This window comes from Streptomyces sp. NPDC003077, from assembly GCF_040611095.1.
In the GTDB taxonomy this organism is placed as follows: Bacteria; Actinomycetota; Actinomycetes; order Streptomycetales; family Streptomycetaceae; genus Streptomyces.
Genome location: NZ_JBEXNM010000058.1, coordinates 39,963 through 57,268, shown reverse-complemented (window position 1 = coordinate 57,268; position 17,306 = coordinate 39,963). Strand labels below are relative to the sequence as shown.

Here is a 17,306-nt window from a genome sequence, read left to right as displayed (position 1 = left end):
GGCCGGGCGACCGCCCTCGCCCGGCCGCGCTTCTCTCTTCCCGCCCAAGAGCCCCGTTCCGCCCAAGAGTCCCGTTCCGCCCAAGAGTCCCGTTCCGCTTAAGGGTTTCGTGCCGCCCCAGCCGTGCGTGTCTCGTTCCGCCCCTGCTCGCTAGGCTGTTCGGTATGAAAACCGGGGGTCGGCGCAGGATGGGCGTCGAGGAGCGGCGGGAACAGCTCATCGGCGTGGCGCTCGACCTCTTCAGCCGCCGCTCCCCCGAGGACGTGTCGATCGACGAGATCGCCGAGGCCGCCGGGATCTCCCGGCCGCTCGTCTACCACTACTTCCCGGGCAAACAGAACCTGTACGAGGCCGCGTTGCGGCGAGCCGCGGACGAGCTGGCCGAGCGGTTCGTGGAACCGCGCGAAGGGCCGCTGGGGCACCGCTTGTTACGCGTGATGAAGCGCTTCTTCGACTTCGTGGACGAGCACGGGCCCGGCTTCTCCGCGCTGATGCGGGGCGGCCCCGGCATCCCCGTCGGCCGCCACGGCACCCCGACCGCGACCAGCCGCACCGGCGACATGATCAACGGCGTGCGCCAGGCCGCGTACGAACAGATCCTCGCGCACCTCGGGATCGCCTCCGCCACGCCCCGGATGGAGCTGGTGGTCCGGTCCTGGATCTCGCTGGCCGAGACCACGGCCCTGATGTGGCTGGACGGACGGCGCATCCCCCGGGAGGAGTTGGAGCGGCAGCTCGTCCACGACTTCGTCGCCCTGACGGCGGTGAGCGCCGCGAACGATCCCGAGACGGCGCGGGCGCTGGCACGGATGCTGCGGGACGAACCGGCCGACGGCCCGTTCGCCGACCTCGTCGGCCGCCTGATCGCCCTGGCTCCCGGGGACGGGTGACCCACCCCGGCCTCCGCCCCGCCCGTCTCCGTACTCATCCACACCCCCTCGAACACCCGTACGGCACAATCCCCCCATGGAGATCACCTTTCGGCTCGCGGACGAGGCTCGCGACCTGCCCGTTCTCGTCGGCCTGTACGACGGTGCCGCCCGCTGGATGCAGGACAACGGCATCGCCCAGTGGACACCCGGCGAGAGGGACGAGGAGCACTTCCGGCTCCGGATGAAGGAGGGCGAGGTCTGGCTCGCCGAGGTGGCGGGGCGGGTCGTCGGCGGCTGGGAGCTGTGGTGGGAGGACGAGCCCGCCTGGGGGCCGCAGCCGCCGGTAGCCGGGTACGTGCACCGGCTGATGACGGCCCGGGGCAGCGCCCCCGCGGGTACCGGCCGGGCGATGCTCGCGCGCGCCGAGCGGCGCGTCGCCGAGGCCGGGCGCCCGCTGTGCCGGCTGGACTGCGTCTCCACCAACCCGCGCCTGCGCCCGTACTACGAGGCGGCGGGGTACACCGTCGTCGGCGAGCAGCCGTTCAAGGAGGGGTCGGGCGGCAGCAAGTACGCCGTGACGCTGCTGGAGAAGCGGATCGGGTGACGGCACCGAGGCGGCGCCTGAACCACCGTCCCTATGGGGTCCGTGCGGAATTCCACCCGCGCCGTCCGCCCCGCACCCGCTACGGCTCGTCCGAGCCCGGAGCCCCGGCCCCCGTCACCCTCCCCGTACCCGCTGAGGCCGGGGCCGCGGACGCCGTCACCCTCCCCGCCCGCTCCCTGAGCAGTTCCCGCTCCCGTTCGTTGCGGGTCAGGGAGGCCGCGCGCTCGAACTCCGTCCGGGCCTCGTCCGCGCGCCCCAGGCGTTCCAGCAGGTCGCCGCGGACGCTGGGCAGCAAGTGGTAGCCCTTCAGGGCCGGTTCGTCCGCCAGGGTGTCGACGAGGGCCAGGCCGGCCGCGGGGCCGTCGGCCATCGCGAGGGCGACCGCGCGGTTCAGTTCGACCACGGGGGAGCCGGTCAGCGCCGCCAGTCGGCCGTACAGGGCGGCGATCGCGGGCCAGTCCGTGTCCTCGTAACGGAACGCGCGGGCGTGGTGCGCGGCGATGGCGGCCTGGAGGGAGTAGGGGCCGTGGCCCGCGCGGCGCAGGGCCTCGGCGCCACGGCGCAGGAACATCCGGTTCCACTTGGTGCGGTTCTGGTCGGCGAGCAGGACGGGCGCGCCGTCCGGGCCCGTGCGGGCCGGAATGCGGGCGGCCTGGAACTCCAGCAGGGCCGCCAGCCCGTGCACTTCGGGTTCCTCGGGCACCAGGCCCGCCAGGACGCGCGCCAGGCGGAGCGCGTCCTCGCACAGGGCCGGACGCACCAGTTCGTCACCGGCGGTGGCGGAGTACCCCTCGTTGAAGATCAGGTAGATGACCTCCAGCACCGAGGACAGGCGGGCGGCCCGGTCCGCGCCGCAGGGGACCTCGAAGGGGACGTCGGCCTTGGCGAGCGTCCGCTTGGCCCGGACGATGCGCTGGGCGACCGTCGGTTCGGTGGTCAGGAACGCCCGGGCGATCTCGGCCGTCGTCAGACCGCCCAGCAGCCGCAGCGTCAGCGCGATCCGGGCCTGGGTGGAGAGCACGGGATGGCAGGCGGTGAAGATCAGCCGGAGCAGGTCGTCGTCTATGTCGTCCGGGTCCGCGGGTTCGGGCGGCGGCACGTCCTCCAGCGTCCGGCCGACCTCCGCCAGCTTGCGCGCGTAGGTCTCCTTGCGGCGGACGAGATCGATCGCGCGGTGCCTGGCGGCGGCCGTCAGCCAGGCGCCCGGTCGGTCCGGGACGCCCGACCGCGGCCACTGCTCCAGCGCGGCGACCAGCGCGTCCTGCGCGAGTTCCTCGGCGATGCCCACGTCCCGCACGATGCGGGCGACACTGGCGACGATCCGCGCGGACTCGATCCTGAAGACGGTCTCGACCGTCTCGCTGAGCTGAGCTGTCCTCATGATTTGTCATGAGAACAGCCGCTCATGTGTGCGGCAAACCCGTTCGGGTCGTCAGCCCTCCACGATCTCGCGGACCTCGACGACGAGGTTCTCGTGCAGCCCCTGGATCTCTCCGAACCGCTGGGCCCAATACAGGGCCTCGGCCTTGTCCTTGGCCTGGATGAGGGAGTAGCCGCCGATCACTTCCTTGGTCTCGGTGAAGGGGCCGTCGATCCGGCTGAGCTCGCCGTCGGTCCAGGTGAGCCGGGTGGCCTCGGAGGACGGCGCGAGCGCGGCGGTGTCCAGCATGACCCCGGCCTTGGTGATCTCCTCGTACAGCTCGCCCATGCGCTGCGCGAGTTCGGGCGTGGGCTCCTGGGTGGGGGCGTTCCGCTCGTCGGCGCGGATGATCGTCAGGAAGCGCGGCACGGTGGCTCCTCGGTCGGTGGGGCGGGGGCTCTCCCCGCCTCTCACCCTTGCGTCGAACGGGGAGCGGCCGGATCGACAGCCGCCCCGGAAATCTTTCGAGGAATTTTCCGGGGCGGTCCACGGCCGGGTTCCGGGACGGCCCCGGCCGGATTACGGAATGGCTCCCGGCCGGGTTCCGGGACGGCTCCCGGCCGGATCCCGGGACGCCCCGAAGGCGTTCCCTGGCCGCCCCGCGCCCGGGGTTCCGGGCGGCCCTGCCCCCGAGTGCCGCCCCCGCCCCGCCTTACTGCCAGGTCTGCACGTTGACGTGCCCGTTCGACTGCCCCGGGCCCAGGGTGATGGCGTGCGAGCGGCAGTTGGCGTCCCGGTAGAAGGACCAGGTGTCGTTGTCGTGGTTGAAGAGGGAGCGGGCCGGGCGGGCCTTGACCCAGTCGCAGGTGCGTGCCCAGGGGTTGTGCCAGACCTCGACCTGGCCTCCGAAGTTGGGCTGCGGCCAGAAGCACACGTCTCCGGACGGGCAACTCGCGGCGGCCCGCTTCAGGGCGGCGGCGTGCGAGGCCGCGCCGTGCGAGGCGGCGTCCGCGCTGCCGGTGCCGGTCGTGGCCGCGGCCACGAGCAGGGTGGCGGCGGCCAGCGTTCCGTAGGCCGCCCGTCGGGTGAAGGGGTGCGTGATCCGGTGGGTGCGTCGCATGAGGTTCTCCCCGTTGGTGCCGAGCACGGCCGATCGGCCGTCGTCCACGATCGTGGGGCCGGGGCCGGCCGGAGCGGCAGAGGTTTCCCGTTGCCCGTGCGCGATGGGCAACGGGAAACCCGGCGGGAACGCGCGCGCCCCGCGTCCCGCACGCGCCCCGGCGCACGATCGCGCAGCTCAGAGCGCCGCCCGGAGCCGTCAGCGCCGGTGGAAGACCGCGACCGTGCGCGCCGGGACGGTGAACGTACCCGTCGCACGGGCGAATCCGGCGGACTTGACCACGGGGTCGGCGCCGCGTGCCTGCACGGGGTGCAGGGCGTAGCGCTCACCCGCCGCCGCGGGCACCGTCTGGCTCTGGGCGTGCGGGGTCGCGTTGAAGACCACCACCAGTGCGCCGAGCCGCATGGTGACGACGCCCGGGGTCTCGTCCGGGCCGGAGAGCGGGAAGGACAGGCGGTCCCGCACCCGTGCGGTGGTGTCCAGGTGGAAGTCCGGCTCACCGGCGCGGATGCGCAGCAGGTCGCGGTAGGCCGCCGAGGTGGCGGTGATCGGCGCGCAGCCGGGCCGCAGCGCGGGATCGGCCAGCAGCGGGCGGGCGTAGGGCCACTTGTCGCGGTTGTCGGCGGCGGGCGGCAGGCCGCGGCCGAAGCCGTTGCCTCGGGCGCAGTCCCAGTGCAGGGCGTTGAACCAGTCGCCGCTGTCGTAGGAGTTGCGGTCCAGCGACTTGGACCGCAGCAGGTCCGTGCCCGCCTGGGACAGCGCGGGCCCCTGGGAGAGCGCGGCGGTGGCCATGGCCAGGACCTGCATGCGGGCCCGGTCGGCGGGCGAGGTGCGCTGCGGGAGTTTGTAGGCGAGGGCGTCGTAGAGGGTCTCGTTGTCGTGGGCGTCGGCGTAGGCGAGCGCGTCGCCGGGGGCCGCGGCGTAGCCGGCGGGGGCGCCGTTGTAGTCGACCTGGGAGCCCTTGACGGTGCGGCCGTCGCTCGCGGTGAAGGTGTAGTCGGCGAGGTTGCCGGTCAGGCCGACCTTCAGCAGGTCCTGGTAGTGCAGGAGCCGGGCGCGCTGCTGGTCGGGGGTGCCGTTGGCGGGCGAGGTGTTGGGGTCGGTGTACAGGCCGGAGGCGAAGCCCTGCACGCGCGGGTCGGCGTCGAAGGGCCCGCCGCCGCGCACCGCGTCGCGGGTGCGGTCGTTGAAGGTCGCGACGCCGGTACCGGCCATGTTCTTCTGCGTGGCCTGGACGAAGCGGGCGTCGTCGGCGACCTCGCCGAAGTTCCAGCCCTCGCCGTACAGGACGATCGCCTTGCCGTCCACGCCGTCCTTCCTGACGGTCAGCGCGTCCAGGGCGGCGCGCACGGCGAGGATGTTGGCCTTGGGGTGGTGCCCCATGAGGTCGAACCGGAACCCGTCGATCTTGTACTGCCGCGCCCAGGTGACGACGGAGTCGACGACGAGCTTCCCCATCATCGTGTGCTCCGGCGCGGTGTTGGAGCAGCAGGTGGAGGTGGCGACCCGGCCGTCGTCGAGCAGCCGGTGGTAGTACCCGGGCACGATCCGGTCGAGAACGGACTTGGGGTCCTGGCCGTGCGCGACGGTGTGGTTGTAGACCACGTCCATGACGACGCGCAGCCCGGCGCCGTTCAGGCCCTGCACCATCTGCCGGAACTCGGCGGTGCGGGCGGCGACGTGCGTCCTTCTCGCGGGCTTCCCGGACGCGTCCGGCCCCGGATCGGAGGCGTACGAGCCCTCGGGGACGGTGTAGTGCAGCGGGTCGTACCCCCAGTTGTAGGCGTCCCGGGCGGCGGTCCGCGCCACGCACTCCTGCTGCCGCTCCGAGTCCGGGGGCAGCGCGGCCAGGTCGCAGTCCGGCGCGGCCTGGTCGGCCCGGCGCTCGGGGATACCGGCGATGTCGAAGACGGGGAGCAGGTGGACGTACGAGGTCCCGGCGCGGGCCAGGGACCGCAGGTGCCGCATCCCGTCCGAGCGGCGGTCGGTGAAGGCGAGGTACCGGCCGGGGTGACGGGAGGTGGGGTCGGCGATCGAGAAGTCGCGGACGTGCAGCTCCTGGATCTGCGCGGAGCGCAGCGGCACCGGGGCGGGCTTCTTGAGCCGCGCCCATCCCCGGGGCGCGAGCGCCGGGTCGGCGAGGTCCACGACGAGGGCACGCTCGGAGTCGGCGGTCAGCGCGGTGGCGTACGGGTCGGTGACCTTGTTGGTGACGGTCCGGCCGGCCTCGGGCGCCCAGACGGTGACGGCGTACCGGTACGGCTTCCCGATCCAGGACCGGGGCCCGCGCACGCTCCACACCCCGCTCGCGTCGTCCCGCCGCATCGCGACCGTACGGCCGTCCAGCTCCAGCGCCACGGTCCGCGCGGTGGGCGCCCACACGGACAGCGTGGGACGGCCGTGCCGGAACACCGGGCCGAGCGCGGCGCGCGCCGCCGCGGGACCGTACAGGTCGTCCAGCACCCCCGGGATCTGCACGCCGGTGACGGCCGCCGGGGAACCGTCCGCGGACGGCTGGACGGCGACCAGCCGCTCGCGCAGCGCCGGGCGGGCCAGCCGCTGGTCCCGGGGATCGACGGCGAAGGCGGGGAAGTCCTTCAGGTGCGGGTGGGCGGCGCGTTCGGCGGGCGACAGCTCGGCCGGGGTGAGGCGCAGCCGCCCGCTTGCGGCGCCGCCGTCCGTGCCGTCGCCGTAGCGGAGCTGGGCCGGGGCGCGCCGGGCGCCCTTCCACACGACGGTGTCGCGGTCGATCCACTGGGCCTGGGCCGTGGCCGGCTCGGGCGGCGGGGCGGCGTCCGGCGGCACCGCGGACGCGGGGACCGCGGAGAACAGGACCGTCGCGGACAGGGCCAGGGCCACGGCAGCCACGGTACGGCGGAGGGGGCCGGTCACGTCGAGACTCCTTTTGGGCGGATGGGTGGGGTATGGGGGTGGTGCGTGGGGAGGGCGGAGGCACGGGGGATCCCGGCCATGGGACGGAGGAGGACGAGGCCGCCCGGCAGGCGGGGTGGGCGCCGGGCGGCCGGTTCGTCGGGAGGGCGGAGGCACAGGGAAACCCGGCCATGGGACGGAGGAGGACGAGGCCGCCCGGCGGGCGGGGTGGGCGCCGGGCGGCCGGTTCGTGGGGGGGACGGGCGCGGGTGGCGCGCCGGTCCCGGGGGCGTGCGAAGGACGAGCCCGTGGGACGCGCCCATCGGATGAGGCCCCTGCGAAGGCGCGCCGGAGTGAAGCGCGGCCCCTCCCGAGGCCCTCCCAAAGCCCCTCCCCGGGCCGCGCCCGTCAAGCCGTCAGACGATCAAGAGGTGGTCACCCGCAACTCCGCGCCCCCACATGCAGCGCCACCGCCGTGTTCACCCCCAGCGACGCGGTGAACCGGCCGGAGCCGTCCACCGTCACCGTCCGGCCGCTCTGCACGTCGCAGTAGCCGCCCGCCGGGAGCGAGGTCTGGAAGGTGCGGGTCAGCGTGGCGCCCCCGTGGTTGATCGCCACGAAGCCCCGGTCGCCGCGGCCGAAGGCGATGGCGTCGTTGCCGTTGTCCCACCAGTGGGTGACGGCGGTGCCGCGGACGGCGTTGCGGAAGGCGACCATGCTCCGGATCTCGGGCCACTTGTGCTGGCACTTCCAGCCGTCCTGCCAACAGGCGCGGACCTCGCCGCCGTTGGGCGGTCCGGCGTTCCGGTCGCCGAACTCGTAACCGGAGTGGACGTCGGGTGACCCGTAGGGCCAGGCCAGCATGAAGACGTTGGCCAGGGTGTAGTCCGCGCCGTCCTTGTAGCTGAGGGTGTCGCCGCCGCGCTCGGTGTCGTGGTTGTCGACGAAGACCGAGGCCCACGCGCCGGGCAGGTAGCCCCAGCCCTCGCCGTAGTTGCGCAGGTAGGCGAGCTTCTCCTGCTGGAAGACGCGTTTGAGGTCGCGGGCGTAGCGGAATTCCTGGACGTCGCCGGTGCCCCGGTACTCCTCCGGCGCGACCGCCTCGCCGGCGCCGTAGATCGTCTCCTGCTTCCAGTAGGTGCCGGGGTCGCGCGTCCGGGACTTGATGGCGGCGAGGTCGGCGGCCGGGATGTGCTTGGCCGCGTCGATGCGGAAGCCGTCGACGCCGAGGGAGCGCAGGTCGTCCAGGTAGGCGGCGATCCGGCCGCGGACGTAGTCCTCGCCGGTGTCCAGGTCGGCCATGCCGACGAGTTCGCAGTGCTGGACGTTCCAGCGGTCGCGGTAGTCGGTGACCTCGGAGGTGCAGTCGTCGAAGTCGGGGAACGCGTACGTGCCCGGGTAGTCGTACTTGGTGTACCGGGAGCCGCCGGTGCCGGTCCCGGAGCCGGAGGTCATGTGGTTGACCACGGCGTCGGCGACGACCTTGACGCCCGCGCGGTGGCAGGTGGCGACCATGTCGGCGAAGGCCGCCCGGTCGCCGAGCCGCCCGGCGATCTTGTAGCTCACGGGCTGGTAGGAGGTCCACCACTGGCCGCCCTGGATGTGCTCCTGGGGCGGCGAGACCTGGACGTAGCCGTAACCGGCCGGTCCCAGCGTCTGCGCGCACTCCTTGGCGACCGAGTCGAAGCGCCACTCGAACAGGACGGCGGTGACGTCCTTGCCACCGGGCGGGGCTGCCTCCGCCCCCTGGGCGGCCCGCGTCACGTCCTTCGACGCCTGCCGTGGTGCGTCCCGCGCCGCCGCCTGCTGCGGCGGGGCCGTGAGCCAGGCCGCCGCGCCCAACGCGAGGGCGAGGGCGGCGGCGACGGGTCTGCGGAGCCGCCGGGTCCGCTGTCGGTACCGCTGGGGCATGGGTGTCCTCCTGAGGGGAAGCGACCTTGCCCGGCAACGCGCCATGCCCGTAAGGCCGTTGGTGAACGGAATTCCTGGCGGACGCGCGTGCGTGGACGCGTCCGGCCGCCGAGGGGCGGGGCGGGCCGACCCGGCCCCGTCGCCGTCGCCTGTTGTGGATGGTTGTAGTCCGGCCGGTCGGTTGATGCAAGATCTTACGCAAGAGATTGCAACGGTGTTACGGTCCTCCCGCGCCACCGGTCTCAGGCCCCGTCCCCCTGGGCCGGTCCGCCCGCGCCGGTCCGGTCGGCCGGGGGCCCGTACGGACGCGCCGTTCCGCGGAGCGTCAGCAGGGCCCCACGCGCCCGGCCGGCCGGACCGGTCCGGACCCCGGCACCGGACCCGTCGAGCCGCGCACGACCAGCTCCGGCTGGAAGACGAACTCCGTCCGCTCGACCGGATTGCCCCGGATCTCCTCGATCAGCGCGCCCACCGCCGCCGTGGCCATGGCCTGCACCGGCTGCCGCACGGTCGTCAGCGGCGGGTCGGTGAAGGCGATCAGCTTCGAGTCGTCGAAGCCCACCACCGACACCTGCCCCGGCACCGCCAGCCCGCGTTCCCGCGCCGCCCGGACCACGCCCAGCGCCATCAGGTCGCTGCCGCAGACGATGCCGGTGCACCCGGCGTTCAGCAGCCCCACCGCCGCCGCGTGCCCGCCCTCGACGCCGAACAGCGTGTGCCGGACGAACTCCCCGGCCCGCTCCCCCGGCACCCCGAACGCCTCCTCCAGCGCCGCCACGAACCCCTCCGCCTTCCGCCGCGAGGGCACGTACCGGGCCGGCCCGACGGCCAGCCCGATCCGCTCGTGCCCCAGCTCCACCAGGTGGCGCACGGCCATCCGGGCCGCCGCCCGGTCGTCCGGCGAGATGAAGGGCGCGCAGACGTGCTCGTTGTAGCCGTTGATGAGGACGAAGGGGACGCCGCGCTCGGCCAGCCGCCGGTAGCGGGCCGGGTCGGCGCCGGTGTCGGCGTGCAGGCCGGAGAGGAAGACGATGCCGGTGACGCCCCGCTCCTCCAACTGCTCGACGAGCTCGTCCTCGGTGGTGCCGCCCGGCTGCTTGGTGCACAGCACCGGCGTGTAGCCGTGCCCGGCCAGCGCCTGCTCGATGAGCTGCGCGAACGCCGGGAAGATGGGGTTGGTCAGCTCCGGGATGACCAACCCGACCAGCCCGGCGCTGCGCCGCCGCAGCCGCACCGGCCGCTCGTGCCCGAGCACGTCGAGCGCGGCGAGCACCCGCTGCCGGGTGGTGGCGGCCACGCCCGTCCGCCCGTTCAGGACCCGGCTGACGGTGGCCTCGCTGACCCGCGCCTGCGCGGCGATGTCCGCGAGGCGCGGGGCCGCCCGGGAGGACGGGACGCCACCGGAGGAACCCCGGCCTGCGCCCGCCTCCCGGACCGCGCCCGCCTCCCGTTCGGACGAGCCGACGCGACCGGACGGGCCGACTCGACCCGACGAGCCACCCGCACCCGACGGCGGCCCCCCGCCCGCAGGCACGGCACCGCCCCCGGACAGGACCCCGCCCCCGGGCAGAACACCCCCCGGCAACCGCCCCCGCGTCATTCCTCCCACCACACGGCGGTGTCCGCCGGCAGCTCGCACTCCCCTCCCCCGGCCGCGTCCACCGGCCCGGAGGCGAGCAGCACCCGCCCGGGGACCGTCACCCGTACCGCCCGCTCCGTCGTGTTGACCACGCAGCCGAAGCCGCCCGTCCGCCGGAAGGCGAGCACGCCCTCGGGAGCCGGCAGCCACTCCACCGCGTCGCCCGCGCCGAGGCCGGGGTGGGCGCGGCGCAGCGCGAGCGCGGAGCGGTAGAACTCCAGCGTGGAGGCGGGGTCGCCGGTCTGCGCGGCCACCGACAGCTCCGCCCACTCGGCCGGCTGCGGCAGCCAGCTCCCGCCGTCCCCGAAGCCGTACGGGGCGGTCGTCCCCGACCACGGCAGCGGCACCCGGCAGCCGTCGCGCAGCCCGTCCTGCCCGCTGTCCCGGAAGAAGGACGGGTCCTGCCGCACCTCGTCGGGCAGGTCGGTGACCTCCGGCAGGCCCAGTTCCTCGCCCTGGTAGACGTACGCGGAGCCGGGCAGCGCCAGCATCAGCAGCGTGGCGGCGCGGGCGCGCGGCAGGCCGCCGCCGAGCCGGGTGCGGTGCCGCACCACGTCGTGGTTGGACAGCACCCAGGTGGTGGGCGCGCCGACCGGCCGCATGGCGTCCAGGGACTCGTCGATGGCCGCCCGGAGGGCCGCCGCGTCCCACTCGGTGCCCAGGTACTGGAAGTTGAACGCCTGGTGCAGCTCGTCGGGGCGCAGGTAGAGGGCGGTGCGTTCGGCGCTGGGCGTCCAGGCCTCGGCGACGCCGATCCGCTCGCCCGGGTACTCGTCCAGCACGGCCCGCCAGGAGCGGTAGATCTCGTGCACGCCGTCCTGGTCGAAGAAGGGCAGCGCCTGGTTGCCGAGCAGTTTGAGCTGGCCGGTGTGGCCCATGTCGGGCAGTCCGGCGGCCTTGACGAGTCCGTGGGCGACGTCCACCCGGAAGCCGTCCACGCCCAGGTCGAGCCAGAAGCGCAGGATGGAGCGGAACTCGTCGTGGACGGCGGGGTGGTCCCAGTTCAGGTCGGGCTGCTCGGCGGCGAACAGGTGCAGGTACCACTCGCCGTCGGGCAGCCGGGTCCAGGCGGGCCCGCCGAAGATGGACTCCCAGTCGTTGGGCGGCTGGCTGCCGTCCGCACCGCGCCCGGGCCGGAAGTGGAACCGTTTGCGCAGCGGCGAGCCGGGCCCCTCCTTGATCGCGCGCTGGAACCATTCGTGCTGGTCGGAGCAGTGGTTGGGGACGATGTCGACGATGACCCGCAGGCCGAGCGCGTGCGCGTCGCGGATCACCGCGTCGGCGTCGTGCAGGGTGCCGAACATCGGGTCGATGGCGCGGTAGTCGGCGACGTCGTACCCGGCGTCGGCCTGCGGGGAGGCGTAGAAGGGGCTGAGCCAGACGGCGTCCACGCCCAGGTCCTTGAGGTAGGGCAGCCGGTCGCGGACGCCGCGCAGGTCGCCCATGCCGTCGCCGTTGCCGTCGGCGAAGCTGCGCGGATAGACCTGGTAGATCACCGCGTCCCGCCACCAGCCGGTTCTCCCGCCCGCGGGATCGGTCGTCGTCGTACCGGTGGTCCGGGTGGCATCGTGCTGAGTCATGTCATCCCTTGGTGGTGCCGGCGGTCAGTCCGGAAACGAGGTGGCGCTGGGCGAAGGCGAAGACGATCGCGGCGGGCACGGCGATGATCACCGCGGCGGCCGTCATCGAACCCCAGTCGTTGGTGTACTGGTTGACGAAGGTCTGCAGGCCGCCCGCGAGCGTCAGGTTCTCCTCGCCGGTCATGAAGGCGGAGGCGTAGGCGACCTCGGCCCAGGCGGTGACGAAGGTGTAGAAGCCGGTGACGGCCAGCCCCGGCCGGGCCAGCGGCAGCACCAGCCGCCAGAAGGTGCCGAAGGGGTTGAGCCCGTCCACCCGCCCGGACTCGTCGATCTCCACCGGGATGGTGTCGAAGAAACCCTTCATCATCCAGGCGCAGAACGGCACCGCGATCGTCAGGTAGGTGACGACCAGACCGGCGGGCTGGTTGAGCAGCCCCAGGCTCGCCAGCAGGTTGTACAGCGGCACGATCAGCACCGCGACCGGGAACATCTGCGTGATCAGCAGCAGCCACATCAGCGGGCGCATGCCGGGGAAGCGGAAGCGGCTGACGGCGTAGCCGGTGGTCGCGGCGACGAACACGCCGATGAGGGTGGTCAGGCCCACGACGACCACCGAGTTCCCGAACCAGGTCAGGAACTTGGTGTCGGCGAGCACATGCGTGTAGTTGGCGAACGTGAAGTGCGTGACCAACTCCGTCGAGAAGGCGTCGTTCTTCGGTTTGAAGGAGGTCACCAGCAGCCACAGGGGCGGAAAGACCGCCACCACGGCGGCCACGATCAGCGCCGCGTGCAGCGCGAACGACGCCAGCGGCCCCCGCTGGTTCCGCTTGCGGACCCGCTTGCGCGTGGTCGTCGGTACGGACTCCTGGGAAGTCGTCGGCAGGGACGACATCACCACACCTCCCCTTGCTTGCGCAGCGCCCGCCGGTAGACCACCGCGATCACCGCGAGCAGCACCAGGATCAGCACGCCCCAGGCCGCGGACTCCGAGAAGTTGCGCGGGCTGTCGATGAAGGACAGGCGGTAGGCGTACGTCACCAGGATCTCGGTGGAGTCACCGGGGCCGCCCCGGGTGAGCAGGAAGATCACCGGGAACATGTTGAACGTCCAGATGGTCGAGAGCAGGATCACGGTGCTGCTCACCGCGCGCAGCCCCGGCAGCGTGATGTGCCGGAACCGCTGCCAGGGGCCCGCCCCGTCCATCTCGGCGGCCTCGTAGAGCTGGCCGGGGATGGACTGCAGCCCGCCGAGCAGGGCGACGAGCATGAAGGGGACGCCCAGCCACACGTTGACGGCGATGACCGAGAGCTTGGCCCAGGTCGGGTCGTTCAGCCACGGCACCGCGTCGATGCCGCCGCCGGTGAGCACCTTGTTGAGCAGGCCGCTCTTCTCGTTGTAGAGCATCCGCCAGGTGAAGACGGAGATGAACGCGGGGATGGCCCAGGGCAGGATCAGCGCCAGCCGGTAGAAGGTCCGGCCTCGCAGCTTGCGGTTGAGCATGTTCGCGAGGGCGAGCCCGATGACGTAGGTGAGCCCGACGCACGCCACCGTCCACAGGGCGGTCCAGCCCAGCCGGCTCCAGAAGACGCCGTCGGTCAGGACGGCCTTGTAGTTGTCCAGGCCGGTGAACTCGTATGTCGCCGGGATGTGGTTGACCCCGATGTTCCGCTCGACGTTGGCCTCGTTGGCGTTCGTCAGGGAGAGGTAGACGCCGCGCACCAGGGGGTAGCCGATGATCACGCCGATGACGAGCACCACGGGGGCGACCATCGTCCAGGCGTACCAATGGGTGCTCAGTGCCCGGCGCACCCGGCCCGGCGTGGCCGTGGCCGTGGCCTTGCCGGCTTTGACCGCGAGCGTCACTTGTAGTCCTTGAGGATCTTCCGGTAGGCGTCACCGGTGGCCTTGGCGGCCTGCTCTGGCGTGGACGATCCGGTGAGGACCTTGTTCATCTGGACCTTGATGGGCTCGAAGAGCGAGTTGCCCTCGGCGATCCAGGGGCGCTGGACGGCCTTGTCGACCGCCGGCTTGAAGAACCGCACCATCTCGTTGTCCTTGACGGAGGGCATCTCGTACACGGACTTGCGGGTGGGCAGCAGGCTGAGCTTCTCGGTGGTCAGCCGCTGCACCTCGGCGGAGCTCATGTACTTGACGAACTCGTAGCTGGCCTTCAGGTTCGCGGACCCGGCGTAGACGGAGAGGTTCCAGCCGCCCTGCGGGGAGCCCTGCGCGGCGGAGCCGCCGGGGACGGGCGCGACGCCGAGGTTGTCGCCGGTCTTGAACTCCTTGCCGGCCCGCGCGCCCTCGATGTCCCAGGGGCCGTCGATGGCCATCGCGACGGTGCCGTCCTTGAGGGCCTTGAGCTGGTTCTCCTGGCCGTCGGTGGCGTCGGTGATGGCGGCCTTGGAGTCCACGAGGTCCTTCATGGTCGCGAACGCCTTGACGCCGGACTCGTCGTCGATCTCCACGACCTTGTCCCGGGCGTCCACCATGTCGCCGCCCTCGCCGTAGAGGTAGGGCAGGAACCAGTACGGGTCGTCACCACGCAGGTACAGCGCGGTCGCCCCCGTCTTCTCCTTGATCTTCTTGGCGGATTCCTTCAGCTCGGCGAAGGTGGCGGGGACCTTCACGCCCGCCTCCTTGAGCAGCCGCTTGTTGTAGAAGAGGCCCAGGCTGTCGGTGACCTGCGGCACGGCGTAGGTCTTCCCGTTGAACGTGGTGCTGCCGGCGGCCTGCGGCAGGTAGTCGTCCGTCTTGTCCAGCGCCGGGGTGCCCTCCAGCGGCGCGAGGTACCCCAGATTGGCGAAGTCGGCCACCCAGGCGACCTCGGTCCGCATGACGTCCGGGGCGCCGGAGTTGCCCCCGGCCGCGTTCTTGAACTTGGCGTTGGCATCGCCGAAGGGAACGTTGACGTACTTCACCGTCACCTTGGGGTGCTTCTTGGTGAACCCCTCGGCGAGCGCCTTGTACGTCGCCTTCTCGGCGTCGTTGGAGGTGTCCCAGAACGTCACGGTGCCGGACAGTTCGCCCCCGCTCTCCTGGTTGCTCCCGCCACCGTCACCACCACCGCACGCTGTCGCCGCCAGTGCCAGGCCCGCTACCAGCGCGGTGGCCGCTATGCCACGCCGCATGTGAACTCCTTAGGGAAACCGCCCGAGATGGCGGTCAGGAACGTAACAGCGGCGAAACAAAACCGAAAGACCTTGCGGCAAATTTCTGCAAGATTGCGGGAAGAAGTTGCACGGATGAGATATGGGGAGGGGTGGCGGGGGGGTGCGCGAGGGCGGCGCCTGGGGCGGCGCGCTCGGTTCACCTCGGGGTCCCGCCTCGCCCCCCACGGCGCACGAAAAGCGCGCTTTCCCCATCTGACCAGGGGCGCACACCCCGTCCGAGCGCCGCCAAGGACCTCTCCCGCGCCCGGTACCCCGCCACGCCCTCCCCCGTCACCACCGCCCCGCCCGCGCGTTGAGCCGGTGAAACCCCGCGCAAGCCCGGGAAACCCCGGCGAGCGCGGCAACCCGCTCCAACTCCGGGCGAAGCCGCGTAACCCGCGAAACCCCGGACAACCCACGCGACTCCGTACAGCCCGTGCGACCCATGCGTCCCGCGCGCCGCAACCGAACGGCGCGACGACGGCACCCGCACCACCCCCCACAAGCACCGACTCTCGACCACGAACAGGGATGGCCGATGACCCAGGAGCTCACCTCCACCGATCCCGCCCGCCCGGCGGCCCGCTCCGGCGAGGCCCCGGGGTGGTGGCGTGACGCCGTCATCTATCAGGTGTACGTGCGTTCCTTCGCGGACAGCGACGGCGACGGGATCGGCGATCTGCGCGGCGCCCGCTCGCGCCTGCCGTACCTCAAGGACCTGGGTGTGGACGCCGTCTGGCTGACGCCCTTCTACGCCTCGCCGCAGGCGGACGGCGGGTACGACGTGGCCGACTACCGCGCCGTGGATCCGCTGTTCGGCACCCTCCGGGACGCCGCCGAGTTCGTCCGCGCCGCCCATGACCTGGGCCTGCGCGTGATCGTCGACATCGTGCCGAACCACACCTCCGACCGGCACCCGTGGTTCCGGGACCCGGACCTGGCCCGCGAGCGCTACGTCTTCCGGCCCGGGAAGGGGCCGGGCGGGGAGCTGCCGCCCAACGACTGGGAGTCCGTCTTCGGCGGGCCCGCGTGGACGCGCACCGAGCGCGGTGACTGGTACCTGCACCTGTTCGCGCCCGAGCAGCCCGATCTCGACTGGGACAACCCGGACGTGGCCGCCGAGTTCGACTCCGTCCTGCGCTTCTGGCTCGACCTGGGGGTGGACGGGTTCCGTATCGACGTCGCGCACGGCATGGTCAAGGCGCCCGGCCTGCCCGACATCGGCCACGGCGCGCAGGCCAAGCTGATCGGCTCACAGGTGCTGCCGTTCTTCGACCAGGACGGCGTCCACGCCATCCACCGCTCCTGGCGCCGCTTGTTGGATTCCTACGACGGCGACCGGATCGGCGTCGCCGAGGCATGGGCCCCGTCCCCCGAACGACTCGCCCTGTACGTCCGCCCGGACGAGCTGCACCAGGCGTTCAACTTCCCTTTCCTGACGGCGAGTTGGGACGCTGCGGCCCTGCGCGAGGTCATCGACGCGTCGCTGGCCGCCACCGCCTCGGTCGGCGCTCCCACCACCTGGGTCCTGTCCAACCACGACGTCGTACGGCACCCCACCCGCCTCGGTGGGCCGCGCCGGGGCCGCGCCGCCACCCTCCTGATGCTGGCCCTTCCCGGCTCGGCCTACCTCTACCAGGGCGAGGAGCTGGGCCTGCCCGAGGTGACCGACCTGCCGGACGAGGTGCGGCAGGACCCGGCCTTCCTGCGCAGCCGCCGCACGCACACCACCGGAGACAACGTCCCGCGCGCCGACGAGGACCCCGCCGACCTCAGCGGGCAGGAGGGCCGGCGCGACGGGTGCCGGGTCCCGATCCCCTGGTCCGGCGACCGCCCCCCGTACGGTTTCGGCCCCGGCGGCAGCTGGCTCCCGCAACCGCCGTCCTGGCGGCGGCTGTCCGTCCAGGCGCAGACCGGCGACCCCGCCTCCACCCTGGAGCTCTACCGTGCCGCCCTGTCCCTGCGCCGCCGGCTGCCCGGCCTCGGCGACGGCTCCCTGACCTGGGTCCCCGCCCCGCCGGGGGTGCTCGCCTTCGCCCGGCCCGGCATGCTGTGCACCCTCAACACCCTCGGGCACGACGTGGAGATCCCCGTGCCCGGCGAGCCGCTCCTCGCCAGCGTCACCCCGGTGACACGGGACGGCCTCACCCTCCTCCCCGGCGACGGCTGCGTCTGGTGGGCAATCTGACAGGTGACC

The 17,306-nt window shown here is 72.9% G+C and carries 12 protein-coding genes and 1 pseudogene; 3 read left to right on the top strand and 10 right to left on the bottom strand.

Annotated features, from left to right (window positions below):
• The first annotated feature begins 164 nt into the window (after positions 1 to 164).
• Both ABZX96_RS29430 and ABZX96_RS29425 read left to right on the top strand, forming a co-directional pair.
• Positions 165 to 890, top strand: coding sequence for a TetR/AcrR family transcriptional regulator (locus tag ABZX96_RS29430; protein ID WP_355550225.1), 726 nt, complete (start codon positions 165 to 167; stop codon positions 888 to 890).
• A gap of 76 nt (positions 891 to 966) precedes the next feature.
• A complete protein-coding gene (locus tag ABZX96_RS29425) occupies positions 967 to 1,476 on the top strand; it encodes a GNAT family N-acetyltransferase (RefSeq protein WP_355550223.1) in 510 nt (169 codons plus the stop codon).
• Between the two features lie 79 nt (positions 1,477 to 1,555).
• On the opposite strand, the gene ABZX96_RS29420 is transcribed toward ABZX96_RS29425, so the two are convergent.
• The 10 genes and pseudogenes from ABZX96_RS29420 to ABZX96_RS29375 all read right to left on the bottom strand — a co-directional run bounded on the left by ABZX96_RS29420 (position 1,556) and on the right by ABZX96_RS29375 (position 15,088).
• Positions 1,556 to 2,857 carry a sigma-70 family RNA polymerase sigma factor gene (locus tag ABZX96_RS29420; RefSeq protein WP_355550221.1) on the bottom strand — a complete coding sequence of 434 codons (1,302 nt, stop codon included), beginning with the start codon at positions 2,855 to 2,857 and terminating at the stop codon, positions 1,556 to 1,558.
• Between the two features lie 51 nt (positions 2,858 to 2,908).
• Positions 2,909 to 3,265: a YciI family protein gene (locus ABZX96_RS29415; protein WP_355550219.1), complete on the bottom strand. Its 357-nt coding sequence runs from the start codon at positions 3,263 to 3,265 to the stop codon at positions 2,909 to 2,911.
• A gap of 283 nt (positions 3,266 to 3,548) precedes the next feature.
• Positions 3,549 to 3,956: a peptidase inhibitor family I36 protein gene (locus ABZX96_RS29410; protein ID WP_355550217.1), complete on the bottom strand. Its 408-nt coding sequence runs from the start codon at positions 3,954 to 3,956 to the stop codon at positions 3,549 to 3,551.
• Between the two features lie 198 nt (positions 3,957 to 4,154).
• Positions 4,155 to 6,848, bottom strand: a complete 2,694-nt coding sequence (gene pulA / locus ABZX96_RS29405; protein ID WP_355550215.1) for a pullulanase-type alpha-1,6-glucosidase — start codon at positions 6,846 to 6,848, stop codon at positions 4,155 to 4,157.
• A 417-nt stretch (positions 6,849 to 7,265) separates the two neighbouring features.
• Positions 7,266 to 8,738, bottom strand: a pseudogene (locus ABZX96_RS29400) (alpha-amylase family protein); the annotation flags it as partial.
• A 325-nt stretch (positions 8,739 to 9,063) separates the two neighbouring features.
• Positions 9,064 to 10,098 carry a LacI family DNA-binding transcriptional regulator gene (locus ABZX96_RS29395; protein WP_355550235.1) on the bottom strand — a complete coding sequence of 345 codons (1,035 nt, stop codon included), beginning with the start codon at positions 10,096 to 10,098 and terminating at the stop codon, positions 9,064 to 9,066.
• Between the two features lie 236 nt (positions 10,099 to 10,334).
• Complete coding sequence (locus ABZX96_RS29390) at positions 10,335 to 11,957, bottom strand: glycoside hydrolase family 13 protein (RefSeq protein ID WP_355550213.1); 1,623 nt, start codon at positions 11,955 to 11,957, stop codon at positions 10,335 to 10,337.
• 1 nt (position 11,958) lies between these two features.
• On the bottom strand, positions 11,959 to 12,849 hold the full coding sequence (locus tag ABZX96_RS29385; protein WP_355550211.1) for a carbohydrate ABC transporter permease: 891 nt from the start codon (positions 12,847 to 12,849) through the stop codon (positions 11,959 to 11,961).
• Entirely contained in the window at positions 12,849 to 13,727 is an 879-nt protein-coding gene (locus ABZX96_RS29380) for a sugar ABC transporter permease (protein ID WP_355550233.1), read from the bottom strand. The genes ABZX96_RS29385 and ABZX96_RS29380 overlap by 1 nt, the downstream gene beginning before the upstream one ends.
• A gap of 89 nt (positions 13,728 to 13,816) precedes the next feature.
• The gene (locus ABZX96_RS29375; protein WP_355550210.1) at positions 13,817 to 15,088 is read right to left on the bottom strand and encodes an extracellular solute-binding protein; all 1,272 of its coding nucleotides are present in this window, start codon (positions 15,086 to 15,088) and stop codon (positions 13,817 to 13,819) included.
• Between the two features lie 559 nt (positions 15,089 to 15,647).
• Between ABZX96_RS29375 and ABZX96_RS29370 the strand changes: the two genes are divergently transcribed.
• Entirely contained in the window at positions 15,648 to 17,297 is a 1,650-nt protein-coding gene (locus ABZX96_RS29370) for an alpha-amylase family glycosyl hydrolase (RefSeq protein WP_355550208.1), read from the top strand.
• Positions 17,298 to 17,306 lie beyond the last annotated feature (9 nt).